Source organism: Actinoplanes nipponensis, assembly GCF_016862275.1.
GTDB lineage: Bacteria > Actinomycetota > Actinomycetes > Mycobacteriales > Micromonosporaceae > Actinoplanes > Actinoplanes nipponensis.
In genome coordinates, this window is the sequence record NZ_BOMQ01000097.1 from 35,152 (window position 1) to 60,216 (window position 25,065).

Consider the following 25,065-nt stretch of genomic DNA (forward strand, 5'->3'; position numbering starts at 1 on the left):
CCGCCGCAGCGCTATTTGTTGCAGCAATTTTCCCGCGGGTCGATGATGAGCCTCGATGGATCATCCCCGGGTCAGGAGGCGCCCCCATGCTGTCCGCGCTCGACCGTCATCATTCCGTGGCGCCGCCCGGCTTCAGCCGCTGGCTGATTCCCCCGGCCGCGCTCTCCGTGCACCTGTGCATCGGCCAGGTGTACGCCACCAGCGTCTACAAGAACTCCTTCGTCGCCCACTTCGACACCGGCGCGACGTCCGTGGGCGTGATCTTCAGCATCGCCATCGTCATGCTGGGGCTGTCCGCGGCCGTCGGCGGCACCTGGGTCGAGGCGAACGGCCCGCGTAAGGCGATGTTCGTGTCGGCGTGCTTCTGGGCCGCCGGCTTCCTGGTCGGCGCGCTGGGCATCTTCACCGAGCAGCTGTGGCTGGTCTACCTCGGGTACGGCGTCCTCGGCGGCATCGGCCTCGGCATCGGCTACATCTCGCCGGTCTCCACGCTGATCAAGTGGTTCCCGGACCGGCCCGGCCTGGCCACCGGCCTGGCCATCATGGGCTTCGGCGGCGGCGCGCTCATCGCCAGCCCGCTGTCGCGGCAGCTGCTGTCGTTCTACGACGCCGGCTACGACCCGAACGTGTCGGCCTCGGTGGCCGGCGGCGGCGCGCTCGTGGCGCTGTTCCTGACCCTGGGCATCGGCTACTTCGTGGTGATGATGTTCGGCGTCGCCAACATCCGGGTGCCCGCCGAGGGCTGGGCGCCCGAGGGCTGGGACCCCGCCTCGGTCAAGAAGAAGCCGCTGGTCACCACCGCGAGCGTGTCGGCGGCCAACGCCATCCGGACCCGGTCCTTCTGGCTGCTGTGGATCGTGCTGTTCTGCAACGTCACCGCCGGCATCGGGATCCTGGAGCAGGCCAGCCCGATGATCCAGGACTTCTTCCGGGACGGCGGCGGCAGGTCCGCGGTCGCGGTGGCCGCGGCGGCCGGGTTCGTCGGGGTGCTGTCGCTGTTCAACATGGCCGGCCGGTTCGTCTGGTCGTCCGCCTCGGACCTGATCGGGCGCAAGCGCATCTACCTGGTCTACCTGGGCGTCGGCATGGTCCTGTACGCGCTGCTGGCCTCGGTGGGCCACCTCGCCGTGGGCCTGTTCGTGCTGCTGGCCGGCGTGATCCTGTCGTTCTACGGCGGCGGGTTCGCCACCGTGCCGGCGTACCTGCGGGACCTGTTCGGCACGTACCAGGTGGGCGCGATCCACGGCCGGCTGCTGACCGCCTGGTCGGCCGCGGGCGTGGCCGGTCCGCTGATCGTCAACGGCTTCCTGGACGCGCAGGGCAAGCCGGGCACGCTCACCGCGTCGGCGTACCAGCCGGCGCTGTTCACCATGGTCGGGGTGCTGGCGGTCGGCTTCGTCGCCAACCTGCTGGTGCGGCCGGTCCCCGAGCGGTTCCACGAGCCGCGCACCCAGCCGGAGAAGGAGGCGGTGGCATGAAGACGTCCTCGGTACGGCTGATCCTGTCCTGGGCGCTCGTCGTGGTGTTCCTCGGCTACGGCGTGATCCAGACGGCCATCACCGCCGCGAAGCTGTTCCAGTAGGCCGGTCGGGTGGCCGCCGCCGCGCGGTGGCCACCCACCACCTGTCCAGGACGGGCTCCACCGCGCAGGCCGCGGCCACCGACGCCGCGGCGGCCAGGGTGACCAGCAGGTCCCCGCCGGCCCGGGCGGCGAGGACGACGCCGGCCGCCGCGACGTACGGCCGGGCGAAGGTGCACGGGCCCAGGATCAGCGCGGTGGCCAGGAACCGCCGCCGCCAGCCGAGCACGGCGTAGCCGGCCAGCGCGGCCAGCACGACCGCCCCGAACGGCAGGTAGAGCAGCAGCATGACGCGGCCGGCGGCCAGGTAGCGGTCCCAGCGCTCGGGCCGGGCGAGCACGTCGGCCAGCACCAGCCCGGCCACCGGGCCGAGCAGCGCGGCCGCCGTGGCCAGCCCGCGCAGGTGCGCCCGGATGTCCTCGCGGCGGCGCCGGATCAGCCCGGTCCGACCGCACGAGGACCGGAAGCCGGCGAACGCCCCGTCCAGCGCGGCCAGCACCACCAGGCCGGCCGGCACCCACCCGGCGGCGGTCACGGCGCGATCCCGGTGACCGGGCGCAGCACATCGGACAGCCGCGGCCACCAGCGCGGCCCGTCGGCGCAGGCGGGCCGGTAGTCCGGGGCGCCGGCCCGCGCGGCGGCCAGCAGCACGCCCGCCGGATGGGCGCGGCGGGCCGACAGCACCCCGTCGTGCCGGGACACCGGCTCGCGCATCCGGGCCCGGTGGAAGACCCGGGCGCCGAGCGTCGTCCACGGGCCCGGGTCGATGTCCCAGTGCGCGAATGCCGCAACGCCGAGGGCGCGCTGGGCGGCGAAGAAGGCCGGCAGCTCGGCCGTGCTCAGGTGGTGCAGCAGGCCCGAGGAGATGACCACCGTGGACACGCCGTCGTTCCCGGCGACTCCGGGGGCGAGCGCGTCGCCGGCGATGAACCGGCAGCGCAGCCGCTCGGCGGCGGCCAGCTCGGCGGCCCGGGTGACCAGCGCCCGGTTCAGGTCGACGCCGACCAGCTCGACGCCGGGGCCGAGCATCTCGTACGCGGCCAGCCAGCGCACCACGTAGCCGAGCCCGCAGCCCACGTCGACGACCCGCAGTGGCGTGGCGGGGCGCCCGGCGCGGAACCGGACGATCCACTCGGCGACGCGGCGGGGCAGCTGCAGCTCCTCGCCCAGCCGCTGGAGTTCACAGTGCACCCGGATCAGCAACGCGTCGATCTCGGCGCCCACCAGGACGCCGCCGCGGACCGGCAGGCGGGCCGCGATCCGGGCCGCGCGACGCTGGCCACCCGCCCTGAGCTGGGCGACCAGCGCGTCGCGGGACACCGGCTCGCCGGTGGACAGCAGATCCGTCAGCTCGTACACAGAGATCATCATCGGCCGTCGCCCGGGGAATACCCGAAAAGTTTCGCTGCCATTACGTATTGATGTCATGGGAGCGCTCCCATAGTCTGATGCTCACGCGGTGGTCAGCGACAGCGATCGATCCCCGCGCCGGAAGTTCGTTCCCCTCGGCACGCCTGCCCCGGGCGTCGCCATGTCTTCCAGGAGCGCTTGCGCATGAGTCCACGTCCCCACACGTTGGTGCGAGGCCTGACGGCCGCCACCGCGATCACCCTCCTCACGGGCGCCGGCATCGCCGTCGCGGCGCAGCAGGCCAGCGCCGCCGCGGGCTGCCGGGTCACCTACTCGGCCAATTCGTGGAGCACCGGCTTCACCGGCAACGTGTCGGTGACCAACCTCGGCGACCCGCTCTCCAGCTGGAACGTGACCTGGGCCTTCCCCGGCAACCAGCGCATCACCCAGGGCTGGAGCGCCAATATCACCCAGAGCGGCCAGCAGGTCACCGCGGCCAACCCGTCCTGGGGCGGCAGCCTGGGCACGAACGCGTCGACGACCTTCGGCTTCAACGCCGAGTACTCCGGGACGAACACGAACCCCACCTCGTTCTCGCTGAACGGCACGGCCTGCACGGGCACCGTCCCGACGAGCCCGCCCACGAGCCCGCCGACCAGCCCGCCGACCAGCCCGCCCACGAGCCCGCCGACCAGCCCGCCGACGAGCCCGCCGACGAGCCCGCCGCCGGCCGGCACCAAGGTGGACAACCCGTACGCCGGGGTCAAGGGCTACGTGAACCCGGAGTGGAAGGCCAAGGCCGACGCCGAGCCCGGCGGCAGCCGGGTCTCCAACAACCCGACCGCCGTGTGGCTGGACCGCATCGCGGCCATCGCCGGCACCTCGGGCAGCAGCTCGAACGGCAGCATGGGCCTGCGCGACCACCTGGACGCGGCTCTCGCCCAGGGCGCCGGCTACATCCAGCTGGTCATCTACAACCTGCCCGGCCGCGACTGCTCGGCGCTGGCCTCCAACGGTGAGCTCGGCGTCAACGACCTGCCGCGCTACAAGGCCGAGTACATCGACCCGATCGCCGCGATCGAGGGCGACGCCAAGTACCGCAACCTGCGCATCATCAACGTGATCGAGATCGACTCGCTGCCGAACCTGGTCACCAACACCAACGTCGCCACCTGCGCCACCATGAAGTCCAACGGCGGCTACGTGCAGGGTGTCGGCTACGCCCTGAACAAGCTGGGCGCGCTCAGCAACGGGTACAACTACGTGGACGCCGCGCACCACGGCTGGATCGGCTGGGACTCCAACTCGGGCCCGACCGCGCAGATCCTGCTCGAGGCCGCCCGCGCCTCCGGCAGCGTCAACAACGTCACCGGCTTCATCGTCAACACCGCGAACTACTCGGCCCTGCACGAGCCGTTCTTCCAGGCCAACTCGACGGTCGGCGGCCAGTCCGTGCGCCAGTCGAAGTGGGTCGACTGGAACATGTACGTCGACGAGCTGTCCTTCGCGACGGCGTACCGCCAGCAGCTGGTCGCGGCCGGCTTCAACTCCAACATCGGCATGCTGATCGACACCTCCCGCAACGGCTGGGGCGGCGCCAACCGGCCCGCCGCGGCGAGCACCTCCACCGATGTGAACACCTTCGTCAACCAGTCCCGCATCGACCGCCGGATCCACGCCGGCAACTGGTGCAACCAGTCCGGCGCCGGCCTGGGCGAGCGGCCCCGGGCGAACCCGGAGCCGGGCATCGACGCCTACGTCTGGGTCAAGCCCCCGGGCGAGTCGGACGGCTCGAGCTCGCTGATCCCGAACAACGAGGGCAAGGGCTTCGACCGGATGTGCGACCCGACCTACACCGGCAACGAGCGCAACGGCAACAGCATGACGGGCGCGCTGCCCAACGCGCCGATCTCGGGCGCCTGGTTCTCCGCTCAGTTCCGTGAGCTGATGGCCAACGCGTACCCCGCTCTCTGATCCGCTCCCACAACGGACGGCCCGGTTGTCACAACCGGGCCGTCCGGCTCGTCTGGGGTGCATGACCGCGACACTGCGCCGCACCCTGCTGCTCCTCCAGGCCGCCACCGCCCTGTACGTCGGGGTGTGGGCGGCCGCCGCGCCGGACTCCTGGTGGCGTTCCTTCCCCGGCGCCGGCCACCACTGGCTGCCCGCGCTCGGCGCCTACAACGAACACCTGGCGCGCGACGTGGGCGCGCTCTACCTGGCCCTGGCGCTGGTCACCCTGGGCGCGGCCGCCCGGCCGGCCGACGACTTCCTGGTCCGGCTGACCGCCGCGGCCTGGCTGGTCTTCTCCGTCCCACACCTGGCCTACCACCTCGGCCACCTCGGCCACTACCCGCTCGCCGACCGCTGGGGCAACGTGCTGTCCCTGGGCCTGGTGACCCTCGTGCCGGCCGTGCTGCTGGCTCCCCGCCGGGCCGGGCGCGGCGCTAGCGTGTCCGGGTGACGACGGACAAGTGGGCGAGCTGGCTGCTGCGGCGCCGCGACGGCGGCTCGGCCGGCCTGCGCTCGCAGTTCGCCCCCCAGCTGACCCGTTACCGCGACGGCGTCCTCGACCGGGCGGCGATCGCCCCCGGCGACACGGTCCTGGACGTCGGCGCCGGCACCGGACTGATCGGCCTGGCCGCGCTCGACCGGGTCGGCCCGGCCGGCCGGGTGATCTTCAGCGACGTCTCCGCCGCCCTGCTCGAGGAGTGCCGCCGGCAGGCCGACCCGGCCCGCTGCCGCTTCGTGCGGGCGCCGGCCGACGACCTGGGCCCGGTCCCGGACGCCTCGGTCGACGTGGTGACGACCCGGTCGGTGCTGATCTACGTGGCCGACCGCCCGGCGGCGTTCGCGGAGATGCACCGGGTGCTGCGCCCCGGCGGCCGGCTGTCCGTCTTCGAGCCGATCAACAGCTATCCGGCGACCGTCGGCCGCGACCCGCTGCTCGGCGTCGACCCCGGCCCGATCGCCGAGCTGATCACCAAGGTGCGGGCGGCCTACGCGGCGGTGGCGCCCGAGGCCGCGACGATGCACGACTTCGACGAGCGGGACCTGGTGCGCTGGGCGGTGGCGGCGGGCTTCACCGGGGTACGCCTGGACTACCACGCGGAGCTCGACGTGCCGGGGCCGCCGCTGGGCGACTGGGCGGCGGTGCGCCGTACCGCCCCGAACCCGCTGGTGCCGACGTACGGCGAGATGATCGACGAGGCGTTGACGCCGGGGGAGCGGGAGCGGTTCGACGCGTACCTGGGGTCGCTGGGGGACGGGCCGACCCGGCACACGGCGGCGACGGCCTACCTGAGCGCGGTCCGTCCCTGAGGGCTGCCCGCACCTGATCGCCCGCACCGCGGTCGGTTTCGTCCTCGCCGGCGGAATCGCCCTTTCCGGCTCTTTGCCGCCATCCGGTGTGATTCGCTGGCCGACATGTGGATCTTCGTCCGGCGGGTCGCCGCTGCGCTCGCGGCGGCTGCCCTCGTACCGGTGTGGCCCGCCGCCGGGGCGGGCGCCGACCCCGGCCCGGACGCCGTCCGCGCCGTCCAGGCCGGACTGCTGCGCGCGACCGGCCTCGCGCCCGGGCTGTCCGCCGCGGCGGCCGGGCCCGGCTCCGGGCTCACCGCCGTCGGCGGCGGCCACGCCTGCGCCGTCGTGCAGTACTCCGACCTGTGGTGCTGGGGCCGCAACCACCACGGTCAGCTCGGCGACGGCGGCACCCGCGACTCCGCCCGGCCGGTGCGGGTCACCGCGAGCGGCCGGCTGGCCGGGGCCGCCGGGCTGCTGGCCGTGCACGCCGGGCGGGTGCACACGTGCGCGCTCGCGCTGGAGTACGCCGCCATGGGCCTGGTCGTCTACTGCTGGGGCGGCAACGACGAGGGGCAGCTCGGCGACGGCAGCTTCGCCGACCGGTCCCGTCCGGCCCAGGTCACCGCCGACGCCGCGCAGGTCGTCACCGGCGCCGAACACACCTGCGTGCTCTCCATCGAGCTGACCGTGTCCTGCTGGGGCCGCAACGACGCCGGTCAGCTGGGCATCGGCACGCTCGGCACCAGCGAGTCCAACCCGCAGCCGGTGCCGGGCCTCACCGACGTCGTCGACCTGGCCGCCGGCGACGACCACACCTGCGCGCTCCGGCAGAACGGCGACCTCTGGTGCTGGGGTTCCGACGCCGATGGCCGGCTCGGCGACGGCGGGGGCGCCGGCGCTCCCGCACCGAGCCCGGTCCGGGTGCGCGGTGGGCCGTACACCGAGGTCAGCGCCGGTGGCCGGCACACCTGCGCCCTGGATCGCCGGGCCGCCGCATCCTGCTGGGGCGCGGGCGACCGGGGCCAGCTGGGCCGGGCCGGCGACCCGTCGGCGCCGGGGCGCGTCGGCCACCGGGCCTATGCCGGCCTGCGCGCCGGCGGGGACTCCACGTGCGGGATCACCGGCGGCGGGGCGGCGTACTGCTGGGGCGCCAACGACGACGGCCAGCTCGCGGTCGGCGACCATGCCGACCGGGCCCGGCCGGCGCCGGTCGACCGGACCGGGATCCGTACGTCGACGCTGGTCCGGCTGGTCCTCGGCCGGGCGGCCCCGGTTCTCGCCGACCTCTCGGTCGGCGCCGGCCGCACCTGCGCGGCGGACGCCTCGCTGGTCGTCTACTGCACCCGCGACGGTGTGCTGCGGACCGTGCCGCTGGCCCCGGGCGCCGCCACCGCCGTCCGGGCCGCACCCCGGCCACGGGCCCTGCGGATCGCCTGGGCCGCGCCGGCGCGCTCGGGCGCGGACCGGATCGGCGCCTACGTCGCCGTGGCCTTCACCGGCCGCACGCTGGAGGGCAGCCGGTCCTGCACCACCACTGCCCGGGCCTGCACGGTCACCGGGCTGACCGGTGGCCGGCGCTACACCGTGCTGGTCGCCGCGGTCAGCCACGGCGGCGTCTCCTACAGCGCGCTCGGGCACGGCACGGCGCTGGCCGCCGGGACGGGCGCGGGCCTGCCGATCACCGGGCCGGGTCCGTTCGGCGCGGCGGGTGTCGCTCTGGTCGCGGCCGGCTGGTTGCTGGTGACGGCCTGCCGCCCTCGCGGCCCGGGCCGACTCCGCCGGCCGGTGGCGCGGGGCCGCCCGGCGTGAGTCCGCCGCGGGCGTTCCGTCCGCTTCGCGATCGGCGGTGCCTTCGCGGGCCCGCGGTTCGGTAGGCTGCCGCCACGGGATCCGAGGTGCGGGTCCCCGCCGGCCGGCAGCGGCGCGATGCCCGGCGACCAGGGCGGTTCCCGGTGGGGACGGCGACGCGCCGGCGGCCGGGTCCGCGGGTCCGCCCGGCCGGGGTGGGCGGCGGCGACGGCACGGCGATGCGCGCCGGGACGGGAGCGACGGATGGCTCAGATCGGCCTGCGCGCGGTTCGGGACGACGACCTGGACGAGATCTTCGACCAGCGGCGGGATCCCGTCTCGGTGTGGATGGCGGCGTTCACCGCCGAGGATCCCGACGACCGGGCCGCCTTCGACGCGCACATCGCCCGGTTGCGCAACGACCCGGAGATCCTGCTGCTGGCGGTCACCGTGGACGGTGCGCTCGCCGGCACCGTGGGCAGCTTCCCGGTCGGCGCCGACACCGAGATCACGTACTGGCTGGCCCGGGCCTTCTGGGGCGCCGGCGTCGCCACCCGCGCCGTCGAGCTGCTGCTCGACCTGGTGCCGGTACGCCCGATCACGGCCCGCGCGGCCAGCGACAACGCCGGCTCGCTGGGGGTGCTGCGCAAGGCGGGCTTCCGGCCGGTGGGCAAGGAGGTCGCCTACGCGACCGCCCGCCGCCGGGAGATCGAGGAGACGGTGCTGCGCCTGGACGGGCTGTGATCGCGTACGCTGCCCGGTAATCCAACCGGCTCCCCGGAGATGCGCCGCAGTGTGGGAGCACAGCCACCATGAGTGCGCCCGGAGGGAGCGGCAGCAATGCCGCACACCCTCAAGGGAGAGTTCTCATGACCATCGGTATCGGACTGCCCGTCGCCGACATCCCCGCCCTGCTCGACTGGGCCCGGCGCGCGGACGCCGGCCCGTTCCGCACCCTGGGCCTGCTGGACCGCCTCGTCTACGACAACCCGGAACCCCTCGTCGCGCTGGCCGCCGTGGCCGGCGCCACCCGCCGGATCCGGGTGCAGACCGAGGTGCTGCTCGCGCCGCTGCGCGACACGGTGCTGCTCGCCAAGCAGGCCGCCACCCTGGACCGCGTCTCCGGCGGCCGGTTCACCCTCGGGCTGGGCGTCGGCGGCCGCCCGGACGACTACCGGGCCGCCGGTCAGGACGTGCGCCGCCGGGGCCACCGCCTCGACGAGCAGATGGCCGAGCTGGGCCGGCTCTGGTCCGGGGAGCCCCACTGCGCGCACGCCGGCCCCGTCGTGCCCGGCCCGGGCCGCCCGGAGATCCTGTTCGGCGCGTTCCGGCCGCCCGCGCTGCGCCGCGTGGCCCGCTTCGGTGACGGCTTCCTCGGCGCCACCCCGCCGCGCTACCTCGGCCGGCTCTTCCGGACCGTCGAACAGATGTGGGCCGACGCCGGGCGCGCCGGCCGGCCCCGGCTGGTGGCCCAGGGCAACGTCGCCCTCGGCCCGGCCGCCGTCGTCGAACAGGCCCGCGCGGAGATCCTCCGCTACTACGGGCCCGGGGAGTACGCGGCGCAGGCCGCGGCCGGGCTGTTGGGCACGCCCGCGGCGATCGGGGGTTTCGTGGCCGAGTGCCGGGATCTCGGCGCCGACGAGGTGATGCTGTACTGCTGGGCCACCGATCCCGAGCAGGTCGACCGGCTGGCCGACCTCCCGGTCTGAACGGGAGATGCCGGTGCTCCGCCGGGTCGGCGGGGCACCGGCATCCGGCCCCTCGGGAATGTCTTCATGTGCCGGGCCGGGCGGGAGCCCGCCCTCGCGCCGGGGGTCAGCTCTTCTTGAAGAAGCGGTACACCGCCTGGTACGGCACGGCGGTCGTGGCGCCCGCGGCGCAGGCGGTGGCCGGGGCCACGCCGCCGACCGTGGACAGGCGCTGGATGTAGGTGACGCCGCCGAAGACACCCGCCCCCCGGGTCGTCTTCGCCGTGACCAGCAGCTGCGGGATGCTGTTGGGCGTGGCCGACGGGGCCGGCACCGGGGCGGTGCCCTCGACGAGCGAGCCGTCGTCCGGCGACTCCCAGCTCGGCCCGCGGAAGTGTAGCGCGGAGGCCACCCGGACCGGGTTCAGCGTGATGCCGGCGAGCGACGCGGCCGGCTCGATCAGCGTCCACTTGGCGTCGGCGCAGCCGTAGATCTGGACCCCCTTGGCCTTGAAGACGGAGGTCAGCGTGTTGCCGGCCGGGGGGACCAGCTCGGGCGGCACCGTGGTCGCGCCGCCCAGGAACCGGTCCGCCGCGCTCGCCGCGGTGGCCGGGGCGGGCTTGTCGTCGGCGAAGGAGACCCCGGCGGAGACCCCGACGAGGGCCAGCGTGACCGCGCCGAACCCGGCCGCGATACGGACATTCTTGGTGTTCAAAGATCCTCCACAGTAGGGCGTCGCGCCCGACCCACCCTAGGGCTACGGTGCGCGACGGTCCCTTAACTGTGGCCTAAGTTTTCCGCAGGTTTACCCCAGCGGGTTGTGAAGGAAGATCGCGCTCAGTTGGTGGGGTAGAAGCCGGTGGGGAGCTGGCCGCCCGGTTCCGTCCGCCGGGCGCGCAGCCGCAGCCGCAGCAGCAGTCCCACCCCGAGGAAGACCAGGATCCCGCCGACGATCAGGCCGGCGCCGAGCAGGCTGGGCGTGCCGCTGTCGCGGCCGGAGGCCGGCACCGCGGCGATGTCGGCGTCGGTGCTCGTGGGCTCCGGGGTGGCCCCCTGCTCCGCGGTCTCCTCCGGCTCGGCGGTGGATTCGGTCGGCGACGGGCTGGCCTCGGGGCTGGGCGAGCGGGTCTCGTCCCGGTCCTCCTGCTCGCCCTTGACCTCGCTGCGCGAGCTGGCCTCCTGCAGCAGGGTCCGGCCGGCGTTGAAGGCCTGCACCCGGAACGTGACGCTGCCCGGGTCGGCGTCGTCGTCGAAGCCGATCCGGTACCGGGCGGTGACCGTACGGCCCCGGCAGAGCTGGCCGGGGTCGAGCTGCACGTCGGTGATCCGCGCGGCGCCGGCCCCGGCGTTGCGGACCTGCACCGGGAAGTCGCCGTCCTCGTCCCGGGCGACCTCGACGTCGTCCAGGTCGGGGCCGTCCACCGAGAGCAGCAGCGACCAGCGCACCTTCAGACAGCGGTTCCGTTCGCTCGTGGCGACCACGGTGACCGTTCGCGCGCCGGCCCCCGCGGTGAAGGTCGCGGGCAGTTCGGTGATCTCCACCCGGAAGCCGGGTTCCACGGCGGCTGCCCGGCCCGGCAGGGCCAGGGTCGCGGCGGCCAGGGCCAGAACCGCGGACAGCAGAGCAGCGCGATGCCGCACAGCAATCAACTCCTCACTCAATGGCGTCAACGAGCACGCACGTGAGGTAGTTCGGCGCAGCCGGGCGAAAGGTTCACCGGGTGCCGGGGATTCCGCCGTCGATAACACTTTATTTTTGCCTCAGCCTGGCGTTTCCGCACGGTGTCCCGCCTGGTCAGTGCCCTTTCGGCGGAGATCGGTAGCATGCTCGCGCAAACTCGGCCGCAAAGAACTTCCCGAACGTTCATCCGAACCTCGGCCGTACACGTAGATGGGGGAGGGCAGGAGACCGGCTTTCACACACAGTGAGGAAGGGCAGCCCGCCGGTACACGGCCCGACAGTAACGAGCGCGGGGCATCCCCCACGGATGCCGGCGTCCCGACCGCCCAGGACGGACGCCACACCGCTGCGGAGAACGAGGAGTTATGGCCCGGACGAAGATGAACCAGCGATCCGCCAGTCGTGTGGACGTCCCGATGAGCGCTACCGGCGGCCGAACACCGCCGTCGATGATCACCTTCGCGGTGCTCGGCGTCTCCATCCTCGCCGCCATCTGGGCCGCCGCGATGCTGACCCCGGCCGGTCAGATGGCCTACGTGTACGTGTTCGCGTACACCGAGTTCTACGTGGGCGTGCTGTCCCTCGTGTCGCTCTCGATCACGATCATGGTGGGACTGGTCGCCACCGACCGGCTGGTCCTGTCGATCCGCCAGCGGGTGCTGCTGCAGTCCGCGCACCGCACCACCGGGGTCATCGCGGTCGTCGCGCTCTTCTTCCACGTGTGGACGAAGGTGGCCGTGAGCAAGGTCGGCGTGATCGCCGTGTTCCTGCCCTTCACGGCGCCGTACAAGACGATGCTCATCGGCTTCGGCACGATCTCCGGCTACATCATGGTCATGGTCATGTGGACCGGCATCGCCCGCTCGCGGTTCATCGGCAAGGGCAAGCCGTGGATGTGGCGCGGCGTGCACGCCATCTCGTACCTGATGTGGCCGATCGCCCTGCTGCACGGCCTGGGCGCCGGCCGCGCGGCCAAGCCGTGGGTCATCGTGTCGTACATCGTCTGCATCCTGCTGGTGCTGGTCGGCCTAGCCGTGCGGCTGTCCGTGCGGCTGAACCGCCGCAAGGACTTCGCGTCGCAGGCCGGCACCGGCACCGGCAAGATCCAGCCGGTGGGCAAGCTGGTGCCGACCACCGCCCCCAGCGTCACCGGCCGCGGCCGGAGCCGCCGCGACGAGCCGGCCGCCGTCCCCGCCGCCCCCCAGCCCTGGGCGCCGGCGTCCCCGGTCACGGGCGCGCTGCCGGTCGTGGAGACCCCGGCCCGGCCGGTCAGCGCCAAGCCGGCCGCCGCGCCGATCAGCGCCCCGCCGGAGCCGCAGCGCCGGCCGCGCCGCGGCGTCGACGAGGAGGAGCGGGTGCGCCGCCGCCGCGACTTCGACGACGCGCCCACCCAGCGCTGGGAGTTCGAGGACGACGACCTGCCCGCGCCGCGGGCGCGCCGCTACGCCGACGAGGACGCCCCGGCGCCCCGCCAGCGCCGCGCCGCCGCCGGTGAGCGTTTCGACGAGCCGACCCGCGCGATGTCCCGCCGCGCCCTCGACGAGGGCCCGGCCGGCTACGCCGACGAGGACGAGCTGCCCGCGCCGCGCGCCCGCCGGCGTGCCGAGGACCCGTACGCGGCGGAGGCGCCGGCCCGCTCGCGCCGCTACGCCGGCACCGAGTTCGAGGAGGACGAGCCGCCCGTCGCCCCCGCCCGCTCGCGCCGCTACGCCGGCACCGAGTTCGAGGAGCCGGTGAGCCGCGGCCGCCGCTACGCCGACGAGGACGACATGCCGGCCCCGCGCGGCCGGCGCGGCGTCGAGGACGAAGCGCCGCGCTCCCGGCGTTACGCCGACGACGAGGCGCCCGCGCCGCGCCAGCGCCGCTACGCCGAGGACGACGCCTACGAAGAGGTCGCCCCCCGGCGCCGGGCCGCCCGCTATCCGGACGACGAGCCGCCCCGCCCGACGCGCTCGTCCCGCTACGCCGACGAGACCGACACTGCGCCCCGGGCCCGGCGCGACCGGGGCGCCGACGTCGACAGCGCCGACTCGGGACGGCACAGCCGCAGTGAGTTCGTGGACCTGGCCGGCGACCCCCGGCTCGCGGTCGGGGAGGACCTGGAGCCCGACGAGACGCCGACGCTGGTCGACATGGCGTCGCGCCGCGCCCGCCGGGCCGGCATGCCGGAACCCGCCCGGGCGGCGAGCCGGGGGGCTCGCCGCGGCAGCAAGGGCAGAACGGACGAATCGGCTGACGACGTGTACTGGCGTCAGCTGCGAGGGGAAGCACAGTGACCGAGCGCTCCACCGATGACACCGCCGCGCGCGGCGCTGCCCCGCCGAGCGGGGTGACGCGGTGAGCGCCGACCTGGTGCCCCCGGTCACCAGCATCGGGACGCCGCGCATCACCGCCGGTTTCGACGAGTACGGCCGGCTCGACCTGATCGCGCACCAGGAGGTCCACGGCGGCTTCGCGGCCCTGTCCAGCGGTGAGCTGATCGGTCTGGCCGACCGCATCGAGCTGCGCGGCCGGGGCGGCGCCGGGTTCCCGTTCGCCCGCAAGGTGCGCGCGGTGCTCGACTCGTGCCAGCGCCAGGACCTGCCCCCGGTGATCGTGGTCAACGCCACCGAGGGCGAACCACCGTCCTGGAAGGACAAGGCGGTGCTGACCCGGGGTCCGCACCTGATCCTGGACGGCGCGGCGCTGGCGGCGGCCGCGCTCGACGCCGAGGAGATCGTGATCGGCATCGCCGACGACGGCATCGGCCAGCAGTCGCTGGCCGCGGCCCTGGCCGAGCGCCGGATGCCGGTGCCGACCCGGATCGTCACGGTCCCGCACCGCTTCATCTCCGGCGAGGGCGGCGCGCTGGTCCGCGGCATCAATGGCGAGGCGCACATCCCGCCCGGCCGCAAGGTCCGCTCGAGCGACAACGGGGTCGGCGGGCTGCCCACGCTGCTCTCCAACGCCGAGACGTACTCGCAGCTGGCCATCGCCGCCCGGCTGGGCCCGTGGGAGTACAACGCGGTCGGCATCCCGGAGGAGCCGGGCACGGTCATGCTGACCGTCGGCGGCTCGGCCACCGCGCCCGCCGTGGTCGAGGCGCCGACCGGCACCCCGCTGATGGACGTGCTGACCATGTGCGGCGCCGACATCGGCCCCGGCCTGCTGGTCGGCGGCTACCACGGCAAGTGGATCACCGCCGAGGCGGCGAAGACGGTGACCATCTCCCGCAAGGGCTTCGCCAAGGTCGGCGGCACGCTGGGCGCGGGCATGCTCATCCCGATCGGCTCGTCCACCTGCCCGCTGGGCGAGGTCGCCCAGGTCACCCAGTACCTCGCCGGGGAGTCGGCCGGCCAGTGCGGCCCGTGCCGGCTGGGCCTGCCCGACCTGGCCCGCGCGGTCACCCTGGTGGCGCTCGGCGGCAGCGCGCTGGAGAACGTGCGCCAGGCGGCCGGCGTGGTCAAGGGCCGCGGCGCGTGCAGCCACCCCGACGGCACGGCCCGCTTCGCCCTCTCCGCGCTCGAGGTCTTCGCCCGCGACGTCGAACTGCACGCCAACGGGGAGGGCTGCGGCAAGCAGGTGCGCGGCATCCTGCCCCTGCCGTACCACACCGATCAGGGCGCGCGGAAGCTCGCGGTGGACTGGTCGCGCTGCGACGGCCACGGCCTCTGCTCGGCGGTCGCCCCGGAGATCATCCGGCTGGACGCGAACGGCTTCCCGGCGTTCCCCCAGACGCCGCTGCCGCCGTGGCTGGAGAACGGCGCCCGCAAGGCGGTCAACGTCTGCCCGGCGCTGGCCCTGCGCCTGACCGAAGCGGTCAAGAAGTGACCTCCGGACGCGGACTCGCCGGACGCGCCGCGGCCGGGCTGCTCACCGCTCTGCTCGCGGGCTGCGGGTCGTCGGCCGCGGTGTCGCCGGCCCCCGGCCCGGCTGCCGTCCCGGCCCCGGGCCCGTCCGCGGCGGCCGCGCCGGCTGTCGCGGTGCCGGCGTCGCTGGCGTTCACGGGCACGACCCTGGACGGCAAGACCTTCGACGCCGCCACCCTGGCCGGCAAGCCGACCATCCTGTGGTTCTGGGCGCCCTGGTGCGCGACCTGCGCGAGCGAGGCGATGTCGATCGCCGACCTGCAGGAGCAGTACGCCGGCCGGCTCAACATCCTCGGGATCGCGGGCCTGGGCACCACCAGGGACATGCACGAGTTCGTCGCCGACCTGGAGGTCGGCACGGTGCCGCACCTGGACGACGCGCCGGGCCGGCTGTGGAAGAAGTTCGGCATCACCCAGCAGAGCACGTACGTCATCCTCGACCCGGCCGGGCGCATCGTGACCACCGGCTACCTGGACGACCTGCAGCTGACCACCGAGGTCAAGTCGCTGGTGGCGTGAGCCGTGCCGGCCGCGTTGGTGCTCGCCCTGACCGCGGGGATGCTCGGGGCGGTCAATCCCTGCGGGTTCGCGCTCCTGCCCGCCTATCTGTCGGTGCTGGTCGCCGGGGATGAGTCCGCGTCCCCGGGGCCGCGCCGGGCCGTCGGCCGGGCGTTGCGGTGCACCGTCGCGCTGACCACGGGCTACGTCGTGGTGTTCGGCCTGTTCGGGCTGGTGCTGGCTCCGCTCACCGGGGTGCTGATGCCGCGGCTGCCGTGGCTCACGGTCGTGTTCGGGCTCGGCCTGGCCGGGCTGGGCGGCTGGCTGCTCGCCGGCCGGTCGGTGCCGACGCCGGGCCGGGGGCTGCGCGCGCCCCGGTTGACCGGCACGGCCGCGTCGATGGTGCTGTTCGGCATGGCGTACGCGGTCGCGTCGCTCGGCTGCGCGATCGGGCCGTTCCTGGCGATCGTGGTCTCCAGCCTGCGCGCCGGCTCGATCATCGAGGGCGTGGCCCTGTTCGTCAGCTTCGCGGCCGGGATGGGGCTGGTGGTCGGCGTGACCGCCGTGGCCGTCGCGCTGCTGCGGGTGTCCGCGGTGGCGCGGCTGCGCCGGGCGGCCGCCTTCGTGCCCCGGATCGGCGGGGCGGTGCTGATCGTCGCCGGCGCGTACGTGGCCTACTACGGGTGGTACGAGCTGCGTCTGGTGCAGGACCGGCGGACCTCCGGGCAGGATCCGGTGGTCGAGCTGGCCGCGGCGGTCCAGCGCGGGTTGAGTGGTCTGGTCGGCCGGCTCGGGGCCGGCTGGTTCGGGCTGGTCCTGGCCGGGCTCGTCCTGACGGCGCTGCTGCTGTCCCGTCGTCGCCGTGCCTCAGTGGGGAGCTGACCGTGGACACCGCGTACCGCGTGACCCCGCTGCGCCGGGGCGATCCCGAGCAGCTGGGGGAGTACTGGCTCACCGGCCGGCTCGGCTCCGGCGGCATGGGCGTCGTCTACCTGGCCACCGACCGCGACGACAACTACGTCGCCATCAAGCTGGTGCACGCGACGCTGGTCCACGATCCGGAGTTCCGCGGCCGCTTCCGCAGCGAGGTGGAACGGGCCCGCCAGGTGCCGTCCTTCTGCACCGCCGAGGTGCTGGACGCGGACCTGGACCACAACCCGCCGTACCTGGTGGTGGAGTACGTCGACGGGCCGAGCCTGGCCGAGGTGGTGGAGGAGCGCGGCCCGCTGCGGGCGGCGGCCCTGCACTCCCTGGCGGTCGGCGTGGCGACCGCGCTGACCGGCATCCACGGCGCGGGGGTGATCCACCGCGACCTGAAACCGGACAACGTGCTGCTGGCGCCGGGCAGCCCCAAGGTCATCGACTTCGGCATCGCGCGCGCCTTCGAGGCGACGAGCCAGCACACCCGCACCGACCAGATGGTCGGCACGGTCGCCTACATGGCGCCCGAGCGCTTCTCCTCGGAACCGGGCACGCCGCTGACGGCGGCCGCGGACATCTTCGCCTGGGGCTGCGTGGTCGCCTACGCCGGCACCGGCCGGACCCCGTTCCACGGCGACTCGCCCCCGGCGACCGCGGCCCGGATCCTCACCCAGCCGCCGCACCTGGCCGGGCTGCCGGAGCCGTTGCGGGAGCTCGTCGCCCTCTCGCTGTCGAAGGACCCCGAGGAGCGGCCGTCCGCCCGCGAGCTGCTGGACATGCTGCTGGACGGCGACCGTCCGGCGGCGCGGCAGCGCGCCACGGTGGTCAGCCGCGCGCCGGCCGCGGACCCCGACGAGTCCTACGACTCCCACCCGTTCGAGTCCGCCGATGCGTACGGCCCGCGCACCTACGGCGGCCACCCCGTCCCGTACGGTGCGCGCGGACGGCCCCGGGGTCACCGGCTGCTCGCTGTGCTGGCCGTGCTGCTGGTGCTGGCCGGCGTGGCGACGGTGGCGCTCGTGCTGAACGCGCACAGCCGTGCCGGCGACCCGCTGAGCACCAACGGAACCCAGCGCGGCGGCGCGGCGGCCGGCGTGGAGCAGTCCACGGCGCGGCCGGACGACGGGGCGCCCGCCCCGGACGACCCCCCTGCGACGACACCGACCGACTACGAGGACGACGAGCCCGGCGACGACAGCGGCCGGTCGCCGGTGGAACCCACCGGTGGTGAGCCGATCATCCAGGACCCGCTGACCCGGCCCGGCCAGTGGCGGGACAGCGAGATCCGCGAGCAGGACGCGACCTGCTCCACCCTCGGCGTGATGCGGGTGGTCCGGGTCGATCGCGGCACCTACCAGTGTGTCGGCCCCGAGGAGCCGATCGCGGACGACTTCGGCGTGGCGGTGACCGTCGCGCTGCAGTCGGCGGGCAGCTGCGCCGCGATCTGGTTCCACTGGGACGCGCGGCGCGGCGGGCAGGTGCTCCGGGTCTGCCCGGGCGAGATGTCGGTGGCCGCCGACCGGCCGGACGACCGGCGGGTGTACGGGCGGATCCCCCTGCGGGAACGGATCGCTCCGCGCGGGTCGACCCGCATCCACCTGGTCGTCCGGGAGGGCGAGGCGCAGGTGTTCCGGGGCGGCGACTTCGCGGGGTCGGTGCGGCTGCCCAGGGACGGGCCGGAGGAGGGCGCGGTGCTGCTGGGCCTCAGCGCCGAGGCCGTCGACGCCCGGCCGCCGTACGCGGTCACCTTCGCCAATGTGGACATTCGCTCCCTGTAGGGCGACGGATCACCCGCGGCTCCTGCGCGATGACGCAGCGCGTTCCGCCGCCGCGGGATGTCGGGTTTCGGCCGGGCCGGTCGGCCGCCGTCTGTGTCGGTTGAGCGGCAACCGCCGGACGGGTGTTCGCAGGCGGCGACCTGTCCCGATAGGGTGACCTTTCCTGTCGGGGGTGGGGCGGCGTCATGCTGCCGGGGCGTAGGAGTAAACGGCATGTCGGACCAGCGGACCAGCCCGCTGCGCCCGCGTGACCCTCGCCGGCTCGGGCCGTACGAGCTGGTCGGCCGGCTCGGTGAGGGCGGCATGGGCACGGTCTACCTGGCCCGCAGCGCCGCCGGGGTGCTCGTGGCGGTCAAGATGGTCCGCGCCGACCTGGCGCCCGACGACGAGTTCCGGCGCCGGTTCCGCAGCGAGGTCAACCGGGTCCGCCAGGTGCCGCCCTTCTGCACCGCCGAGGTGCTCGACGCCGACCCCGACCACGAGCAGCCCTACCTGGTGGTCGAGTACGTCGACGGGCCCAGCCTGGCCGAGGTCGTCGAGGAACGCGGCCCGCTCACCGCGTCCAATCTGCACAGTGTGGCGATCGGCGTCGCCACCGCCCTGACCGCCATCCACGGCGCCGGCGTCATCCACCGCGACCTCAAGCCGCGCAACGTCCTGCTCGCCCCGGGCAGCCCCAAGGTCATCGACTTCGGCATCGCCCGGGCGCTGGAGGCGACGAGCGCGCACACCCGCACCGACCAGATGCTCGGCACGGTGGCCTATATGGCGCCCGAGCGGTTCGGGCCCGACACCGACCTGCCGCTCACCCCGGCGGCCGACGTGTTCGCCTGGGGCGGCGTCGTCGCGTACGCGGGCACCGGCCGTACCCCGTTCAGCGCCGACTCGCCCCCCGCGACCGCCGCGCGGATCCTGACCCAGGCCCCGGACCTGAGCGGGCTGAGCGGACCGCTGCGCGACCTCATCGGCCACGCCCTGGAGAAGGACCCGGCCAATCGGCCCAGCGCCCGCGAGCTGCTGGACCTGCTGGTCGACGGGCCGCAGCGGCCGGCCGCGTCCGGCGCCGCCCTCGACCACCAGCCCGGCCTGCGCTTCGCCGCTCAGGAGGCGCAGGCGGTCACCGGGGTCCAGCCCGTGGAGCAGTTCGCCGCGGCGGCCGCCGAACCGACCCTGGTCGGTTACTCGGAGAACGCGATCGTCACCCAGCCGGTGCCGACCTCTGCGGCCGGGCCGGACACGCCGTTCACGCACGATCCCACGCCGCGCCGGCCGTGGGTGCTGCCCGCCGCGGTGAGCCTGCTGCTCATCGCGATGCTCGCGGTGGGCGGCGTGGTGGCGGCGCTGTGGCCGCGCGGCGGGGCGGACCCCGGCGCCACGACCGGCCCGGACGATCCGGGTGACAGCGGATCCGACGCCACCGTGCTGCTCGCCGACCCCCTGGGCCGGCAACGGCTCTGGATCGCCTCGTCGGACGACAAGGAGCGGGCCGGCTGCTCGTTCGACGGCGGCCTGGTGGTGCGGCGCGAGACCCGCGGCGTGTTCCGCTGCAAGGGCCCGGTGGACTACGAACCCCCGGACGTGCAGGCCGAGGTCAAGGTGCGGCTGCTGACCCCGAACAGCTGCGCCTCGATCTGGATGCGCTTCGCGCAGTTCCGCGGCTATCAGGTGCGCGTCTGCGAGCGCAACGTCTACGTCGGCACGCACAAGTCGGACGTGACGGAGGTCTACAAGACCTTCCCGCTCGACGACCGCCCGATCGAGGTGGGCGCGCCCGCCACGCTCATCACCGTGAGCATCGTGGGCGAGACCCTCGAGGTGCTGCGCGACAGCGAGCTGCTGGGGTCCGTGCCGGTGCAGGACAAGGACATCAGCGGGGGCCGGGTGGTGCTCGGCATCTACACCGAGCGCAGCGCGCCGGTGAAGGGGCCCTACGCGGTCGCCTTCAACGACATCAAGCTCTGGCCGATCGAGCGCTGACCGGGCGCGGTCGGGCCGGGCCGGGCCCGAGAGCCGGGCCCGGCCGCCACCTTCAGTCCTTGGTCAGCCCGGCCCGCCGGAGCGCGTCGGCCATCGCGCTGTTGCCGAAACTGCTGCCCCCGGCGGCGGACTGTCCACCGGAGCGCTGACCCCCGCCGCCCTGACCCGGCTGCCCGCCCTGGCGCGGCCGACCACCCTGACCGGAGGGCTGGCCGCCCTGGCGGGGCCGGCCACCCTGGCCGGCGGACTGCCCGCCCTGGGACGACCGCCCGCCCTGCCCGCCCTGAGCGGACCGACCGGCCGGCCGGCCGTCGCGGGGCTCGCGCGGCCCCCGCTGCTCCGGCTTGTCCTCGAGCTTCATCGTCAGCGAGATCCGCTTGCGCGCCTCGTCCACGTCCACGACCCGGACCTTCACCACGTCGCCGGACTTCACCACCTCGCGGGGGTCCTTCACGAACGTGTTCGACAGCGCCGACACGTGCACCAGGCCGTCCTGGTGCACGCCGACGTCCACGAACGCCCCGAACGCCGCCACGTTCGTGACCACGCCCTCCAGGATCATGCCGGGCCGCAGGTCGGCGATCTTCTCGACGCCCTCCGCGAACGTCGCCGTGGTGAACGCCGGGCGCGGGTCGCGGCCCGGCTTCTCCAGCTCGCGCAGGATGTCGGTGACGGTGGGCAGGCCGACGGTGTCGGTGACGAACTTCTCCGGGCGCAGCGCCCGCAGCAGCGGGCTGTTGCCGATCACCGTCTTCAGGTCGCCGCCGGCGGTGGCCAGGATCGTCCGGACCACCGGGTACGACTCCGGGTGCACGCTGGAGGCGTCCAGCGGGTCGTCGCCGTCCGGGATGCGCAGGAAGCCCGCGCACTGCTCGAACGCCTTCGGGCCCAGCCGGGCCACCTTCTTGATCTGGGAACGGTTCCGGAACGGGCCGTTGGCGTCGCGGTGCATCACGATGTTCTCGGCCAGGCCCGCGCCGATGCCCGACACCCGGGTCAGCAGCGGGGCCGACGCCGTGTTGACGTCGACGCCGACCGCGTTCACGCAGTCCTCGACCACCGCGTCCAGCGACTTCGACAGCTTCATCTCGGACAGGTCGTGCTGGTACTGCCCGACGCCGATCGACCGGGGGTCGATCTTCACGAGCTCGGCCAGCGGGTCCTGCAGGCGGCGGGCGATCGAGACCGCCCCGCGCAGCGAGACGTCCATGCCGGGCAGTTCCTGCGACGCGTACGCCGAAGCCGAGTACACCGACGCGCCGGCCTCGGACACCATGACCTTGGTCAGGCCCAGCTCCGGGTGCAGCTTGATCAGATCCGCGGCCAGCCGGTCGGTCTCCCGCGACGCCGTGCCGTTGCCGATCGCCACCAGGTCGACCTTGTGCTCGGTGGCCAGCGTGGCCAGGGTGTGCAGCGACTGGTCCCACTTGTTCTGCGGGACGTGCGGGTAGATGGTCGAGGTGGCGACGCACTTGCCGGTCGAGTCGACCACCGCCACCTTGACGCCGGTCCGGAAGCCCGGGTCGAGGCCCATCGTCGTGCGGCTGCCGGCCGGGGCGGCCAGCAGCAGGTCGCGCAGGTTCGCCGCGAACACGCGGACCGCCTCGTCCTCGGCCGCCTGCCAGAGCCGGACCCGCAGGTCGGCGCCGAGGTGGATGAGGATCCGGGTCCGCCAGGCCCACCGCGCCGTGTCCAGCAGCCAGCGGTCGCCGGGGCGGCCGTGGTCGCTGATGCCGAACTTGCCCGCCACCGAAGCCTCGAACGACGACGGCCCGGCCGCGGGATCGGCGGCGCCCTCCTCGGGCTCCATGGTCAGGTCGAGCACGTCCTCCTTCTCGCCGCGGAACATGGCGAGGATGCGGTGCGAGGGCAGCTTGGTGAACGGCTCGGCGAAGTCGAAGTAGTCGGCGAACTTGGCGCCCTCGGTCTCCTTGCCCTCGCGCACCTTCGCGACGAGCCGGCCCTTGGTCCACATGCGTTCGCGCAGCTCGCCGATGAGGTCCGGCTCCTCGGCGAAGCGCTCGATCAGGATGGCCCGGGCCCCGTCGAGCGCCGCCGCGACGTCGGCGACGCCCTTGTCGGCGTCCACGTAGGCCGCCGCCTCGGCCCTGGGGTCCCGGGTCGCGTCGCCCAGCAGCAGGTCGGCCAGCGGCTCCAGGCCGGCCTCGCGGGCGATCTGGGCGCGGGTCCGGCGCTTGGGCTTGAACGGCAGGTAGATGTCCTCGAGCCGGGCCTTGGACTCCGCGGCGAGGATCTGCGCCTCGAGGGCGTCGTCGAGCTTGCCCTGCGAGCGGATCGACTCGAGCACGGCCGCGCGACGGTCCTCGAGCTCCCGCAGATAGCCGAGCCGCTCCTCGAGCAGGCGCAGCTGCTGGTCGTCGAGGGTGCCGGTGACCTCCTTGCGGTAACGGGCGATGAACGGCACGGTGGCTCCGCCGTCCAGCAGGTCGACCGCGGCCGTCACCTGTCCCTCACGGACCCCGAGCTCACTCGCAATGCGCTGATGGATGCTGGTCGTCACGCCGACGATTGTGACCGAGGGGCCCGGTGCTTGTCGCGCCGCCCCGCGAATACCGGGCGGACGATCACCCGGCGCGGGCGCGGGTAAGGTCGGCGGCATGCACGCCGCGATGTGGTACGCGCCCCGCGACATCCGCTGGGAAGAGCGTCCGGACCCCACGATCCAGCTGCCCACGGACGCGGTCGTGCGGGTGGTCGCCGCCTGCGTCTGCGGCTCCGACCTGTGGACGTACCGGGGCGCCCGGCCGCCGGCCGACCCGCACCCGATCGGCCACGAGTTCGTCGGCGTGGTCGAGCAGGCCGGCGCGGACGTGACCACGCTGCGCGCCGGCGACTTCGTCATCTCGCCGTTCTCCATCAGCGACGGCAGCTGCCGGCCGTGCCGGCAGGGCGTCACCACCTCGTGCGAGCAGGTCCAGTGGTACGGCGGCACCGACCCCGCCGGCCGCACCCTCGACGGCGGTCAGGGCCGGTACGTGCGCGTGCCGCTGGCCGACGGCACCCTGGTCGCCACGCCCGCGCCGCCCGACACGGCGCAGATCCCGGCGCTGCTGGCCCTGTCCGACGTGCTCGGCACCGGCCACCACGCCGCCGTCTCCGCGGGCGTGGGCCCCGGCAGCACGGTCGCGGTGGTCGGCGACGGCGCGGTCGGCCTGTGCGCGGTGCTCGCCGCCGTCCGGCTCGGCGCGGAACGGGTCGTCGCGTTCTCCTCGCACGCCGACCGGCAGCGGGTGGCGACCGCCTTCGGCGCGGCCGACATCATCGCCGAGCGCGGCGACGACGGCGCCGCGGTGCTGCGCGACCGGCTCGGCGGCCGGGGCGCGGACGCCGTGCTCGAATGCGTCGGCAACCAGGAGTCGATGGCGCAGGCGCTGGCCTCGGTGCGGCCCGGCGGCCGGGTCGGCTACGTCGGCGTGCCCCTCGGCGGGGCGGAGCTGCCGATCAGGAAGATGTTCGCCGACAACATCGCGGTGGCCGGCGGCGTCGCCCCGGTCCGGCCGTACCTGCCCGAGCTGCTGACCGACGTGCTGGCCGGGAACCTCGACGCGAGCGCGGTCTTCGACCTGCAGCTGCCGATGGAGCAGGTCGCCGAGGCGTACGCCGCGATGGACGAGCGCCGCTCGATCAAGACGCTGCTGTGGCCCTGAGATCACGCTGCACCGCCCAGAGCGCGGCCTCCGTCCGGGAGGCCGCACCCGTCTTGCGCAGCAGGTTCGACACGTGCACGGTGACCGTGCGCACCGAGATGCCCAGCGCCTGGGCGATCTGCTTGTTCGACATGCCCTCGGCCAGGCAGCCGATCACCTCCCGCTCCCGGGCGGTCAGCTCCGGCTGCTCCCGCAGATAGGACGGCAGCGGGGCGTCGGCCAGCGCCTCCGGCCCGCCGGCCGTGGCCAGCAGCTCGGTCAGCCGGTACGGGTTGCCGCCGGTGCGGCGCCACACCGCGTCCGCCACCTGCGGGGGCGGGCTGCTGGCGCCGTACACGTGATCGAGGATGCGGCCCACCTGCCCGGCGGTCAGCGCACCCAGGTGCTGGCGCACGGCGCCCGGGGCGCCCGACAGCCGGGCCAGGACGCGGGCGGTGAGCAGCTGCGAGACCGCCTCGTCGGGCGGCCGGCTGGTCACCAGCAGCAGCGCCGGCAGCTCCGCGCCGGCGAGCTCGCCGATCAGGTTCAGGCTGGCCGGGTCCAGCGCGTGCAGATCCTCGACCACGAGGACGGCGGGACGGCCCCCCACCAACGTCCGCACGGTCGTGACGGCCAGCCGCAGCAGCGCGTCCGGCGTGTACCGCTCCCGGGGGACATCGGGGTCCTGGGCCAGCCAGGCCAGCGCGTCGGGCGGCACGGGCAGGGCCGGCCGGGAACCCCACCCGGCCAGCACCGCGGCGAGCCAGTCGTAGGGCGCCGGGGAATGCAGCCGCGCGGAGCCGGAGAGCACCACCTGTGGCGTCGTGAGCTGCAGCGCCGCGGCGGCGAGCGTGGTCTTGCCGGTGCCGGGCGGCCCGGTGATCACGGCGGGCACGCACCGTCCGCCGGCGCCCACGCGCTCCCAGGCGCGCCGGAGCTCGTCCAACGCGTCCGTTCGTCCCACCATCGGTACCGGCATCACCACCCAACACTACGTACTACGTACT

At 74.5% G+C, this 25,065-nt stretch carries 21 protein-coding genes; 15 read left to right on the forward strand and 6 right to left on the reverse strand.

Annotated elements, in window-relative coordinates; all coding sequences use genetic code 11:
* Nucleotides 1-86 precede the first annotated feature (86 nt).
* The gene (locus tag Ani05nite_RS38675) at nucleotides 87-1,478 is read left to right on the forward strand and encodes an OFA family MFS transporter (protein WP_203776781.1); all 1,392 of its coding nucleotides are present in this window, start codon (nucleotides 87-89) and stop codon (nucleotides 1,476-1,478) included.
* Nucleotides 1,475-1,582, forward strand: a complete 108-nt coding sequence (locus Ani05nite_RS42485) for an MFS transporter small subunit (protein ID WP_438846025.1) — start codon at nucleotides 1,475-1,477, stop codon at nucleotides 1,580-1,582. The genes Ani05nite_RS38675 and Ani05nite_RS42485 overlap by 4 nt, the downstream gene beginning before the upstream one ends.
* Here the strand turns inward: Ani05nite_RS42485 and Ani05nite_RS38680 are convergent.
* Nucleotides 1,557-2,114, reverse strand: coding sequence for a hypothetical protein (locus tag Ani05nite_RS38680; RefSeq protein WP_203776783.1), 558 nt, complete (start codon nucleotides 2,112-2,114; stop codon nucleotides 1,557-1,559). The two genes, Ani05nite_RS42485 and Ani05nite_RS38680, sit on opposite strands and share 26 nt — an antisense overlap.
* Nucleotides 2,111-2,950 (reverse strand): methyltransferase domain-containing protein, encoded by an 840-nt coding sequence (locus Ani05nite_RS38685; RefSeq protein ID WP_239131060.1) that lies wholly within the window; start codon nucleotides 2,948-2,950, stop codon nucleotides 2,111-2,113. The genes Ani05nite_RS38680 and Ani05nite_RS38685 overlap by 4 nt, the downstream gene beginning before the upstream one ends.
* A gap of 183 nt (nucleotides 2,951-3,133) precedes the next feature.
* Between Ani05nite_RS38685 and Ani05nite_RS38690 the strand changes: the two genes are divergently transcribed.
* From Ani05nite_RS38690 to Ani05nite_RS38715, 6 genes are all read left to right on the forward strand, one after another.
* Nucleotides 3,134-4,903, forward strand: a complete 1,770-nt coding sequence (locus tag Ani05nite_RS38690) for a glycoside hydrolase family 6 protein (RefSeq protein WP_203776787.1) — start codon at nucleotides 3,134-3,136, stop codon at nucleotides 4,901-4,903.
* Between the two features lie 61 nt (nucleotides 4,904-4,964).
* Nucleotides 4,965-5,393 carry a hypothetical protein gene (locus tag Ani05nite_RS38695; protein WP_203776788.1) on the forward strand — a complete coding sequence of 143 codons (429 nt, stop codon included), beginning with the start codon at nucleotides 4,965-4,967 and terminating at the stop codon, nucleotides 5,391-5,393.
* The gene (locus Ani05nite_RS38700) at nucleotides 5,390-6,250 is read left to right on the forward strand and encodes a methyltransferase domain-containing protein (RefSeq protein WP_203776789.1); all 861 of its coding nucleotides are present in this window, start codon (nucleotides 5,390-5,392) and stop codon (nucleotides 6,248-6,250) included. Before Ani05nite_RS38695 ends, Ani05nite_RS38700 begins: the two co-directional genes overlap by 4 nt.
* 105 nt (nucleotides 6,251-6,355) lie before the next feature.
* A complete protein-coding gene (locus Ani05nite_RS38705; RefSeq protein WP_203776790.1) occupies nucleotides 6,356-8,041 on the forward strand; it encodes an RCC1 domain-containing protein in 1,686 nt (561 codons plus the stop codon).
* A gap of 243 nt (nucleotides 8,042-8,284) precedes the next feature.
* Complete coding sequence (locus Ani05nite_RS38710; protein WP_203776791.1) at nucleotides 8,285-8,764, forward strand: GNAT family N-acetyltransferase; 480 nt, start codon at nucleotides 8,285-8,287, stop codon at nucleotides 8,762-8,764.
* Nucleotides 8,765-8,889: 125 nt separating this feature from the next.
* A complete protein-coding gene (locus Ani05nite_RS38715) occupies nucleotides 8,890-9,729 on the forward strand; it encodes an LLM class flavin-dependent oxidoreductase (protein WP_203776792.1) in 840 nt (279 codons plus the stop codon).
* A gap of 106 nt (nucleotides 9,730-9,835) precedes the next feature.
* Here the strand turns inward: Ani05nite_RS38715 and Ani05nite_RS38720 are convergent, their stop codons facing one another.
* Nucleotides 9,836-10,423 (reverse strand): DUF3455 domain-containing protein, encoded by a 588-nt coding sequence (locus Ani05nite_RS38720; RefSeq protein ID WP_203776794.1) that lies wholly within the window; start codon nucleotides 10,421-10,423, stop codon nucleotides 9,836-9,838.
* Nucleotides 10,424-10,545: 122 nt separating this feature from the next.
* Nucleotides 10,546-11,349, reverse strand: a complete 804-nt coding sequence (locus tag Ani05nite_RS38725) for a hypothetical protein (RefSeq protein WP_203776796.1) — start codon at nucleotides 11,347-11,349, stop codon at nucleotides 10,546-10,548.
* A gap of 456 nt (nucleotides 11,350-11,805) precedes the next feature.
* Between Ani05nite_RS38725 and Ani05nite_RS38730 the strand changes: the two genes are divergently transcribed.
* The 6 genes from Ani05nite_RS38730 (at nucleotide 11,806) to Ani05nite_RS38755 (ending at nucleotide 20,411) form a co-directional block, all read left to right on the forward strand.
* On the forward strand, nucleotides 11,806-13,665 hold the full coding sequence (locus Ani05nite_RS38730) for a translation initiation factor III (protein ID WP_239131061.1): 1,860 nt from the start codon (nucleotides 11,806-11,808) through the stop codon (nucleotides 13,663-13,665).
* Nucleotides 13,666-13,726: 61 nt separating this feature from the next.
* On the forward strand, nucleotides 13,727-15,199 hold the full coding sequence (locus Ani05nite_RS38735) for an NADH-quinone oxidoreductase subunit NuoF family protein (protein ID WP_203776800.1): 1,473 nt from the start codon (nucleotides 13,727-13,729) through the stop codon (nucleotides 15,197-15,199).
* Nucleotides 15,196-15,756 (forward strand): TlpA family protein disulfide reductase, encoded by a 561-nt coding sequence (locus Ani05nite_RS38740; protein ID WP_239131062.1) that lies wholly within the window; start codon nucleotides 15,196-15,198, stop codon nucleotides 15,754-15,756. The genes Ani05nite_RS38735 and Ani05nite_RS38740 overlap by 4 nt, the downstream gene beginning before the upstream one ends.
* 39 nt (nucleotides 15,757-15,795) lie before the next feature.
* A complete protein-coding gene (locus Ani05nite_RS38745; RefSeq protein WP_203776846.1) occupies nucleotides 15,796-16,617 on the forward strand; it encodes a cytochrome c biogenesis CcdA family protein in 822 nt (273 codons plus the stop codon).
* Nucleotides 16,618-16,619: 2 nt separating this feature from the next.
* Entirely contained in the window at nucleotides 16,620-18,434 is a 1,815-nt protein-coding gene (locus Ani05nite_RS38750) for a serine/threonine-protein kinase (protein WP_239131063.1), read from the forward strand.
* A 213-nt stretch (nucleotides 18,435-18,647) separates the two neighbouring features.
* Nucleotides 18,648-20,411, forward strand: coding sequence for a serine/threonine protein kinase (locus Ani05nite_RS38755; protein WP_203776802.1), 1,764 nt, complete (start codon nucleotides 18,648-18,650; stop codon nucleotides 20,409-20,411).
* 52 nt (nucleotides 20,412-20,463) lie between these two features.
* Here Ani05nite_RS38755 and Ani05nite_RS38760 read toward each other — a convergent pair whose 3' ends face one another.
* Nucleotides 20,464-22,932, reverse strand: a complete 2,469-nt coding sequence (locus Ani05nite_RS38760; RefSeq protein WP_239131064.1) for a Tex family protein — start codon at nucleotides 22,930-22,932, stop codon at nucleotides 20,464-20,466.
* 97 nt (nucleotides 22,933-23,029) lie between these two features.
* On the opposite strand from Ani05nite_RS38760, the gene Ani05nite_RS38765 reads away from it, so the two are divergent.
* Nucleotides 23,030-24,079, forward strand: coding sequence for a zinc-binding dehydrogenase (locus Ani05nite_RS38765; RefSeq protein WP_203776806.1), 1,050 nt, complete (start codon nucleotides 23,030-23,032; stop codon nucleotides 24,077-24,079).
* Here the strand turns inward: Ani05nite_RS38765 and Ani05nite_RS38770 are convergent.
* Nucleotides 24,057-25,025, reverse strand: coding sequence for a LuxR family transcriptional regulator (locus Ani05nite_RS38770; RefSeq protein WP_239131066.1), 969 nt, complete (start codon nucleotides 25,023-25,025; stop codon nucleotides 24,057-24,059). The genes Ani05nite_RS38765 and Ani05nite_RS38770 overlap by 23 nt on opposite strands.
* Nucleotides 25,026-25,065 lie beyond the last annotated feature (40 nt).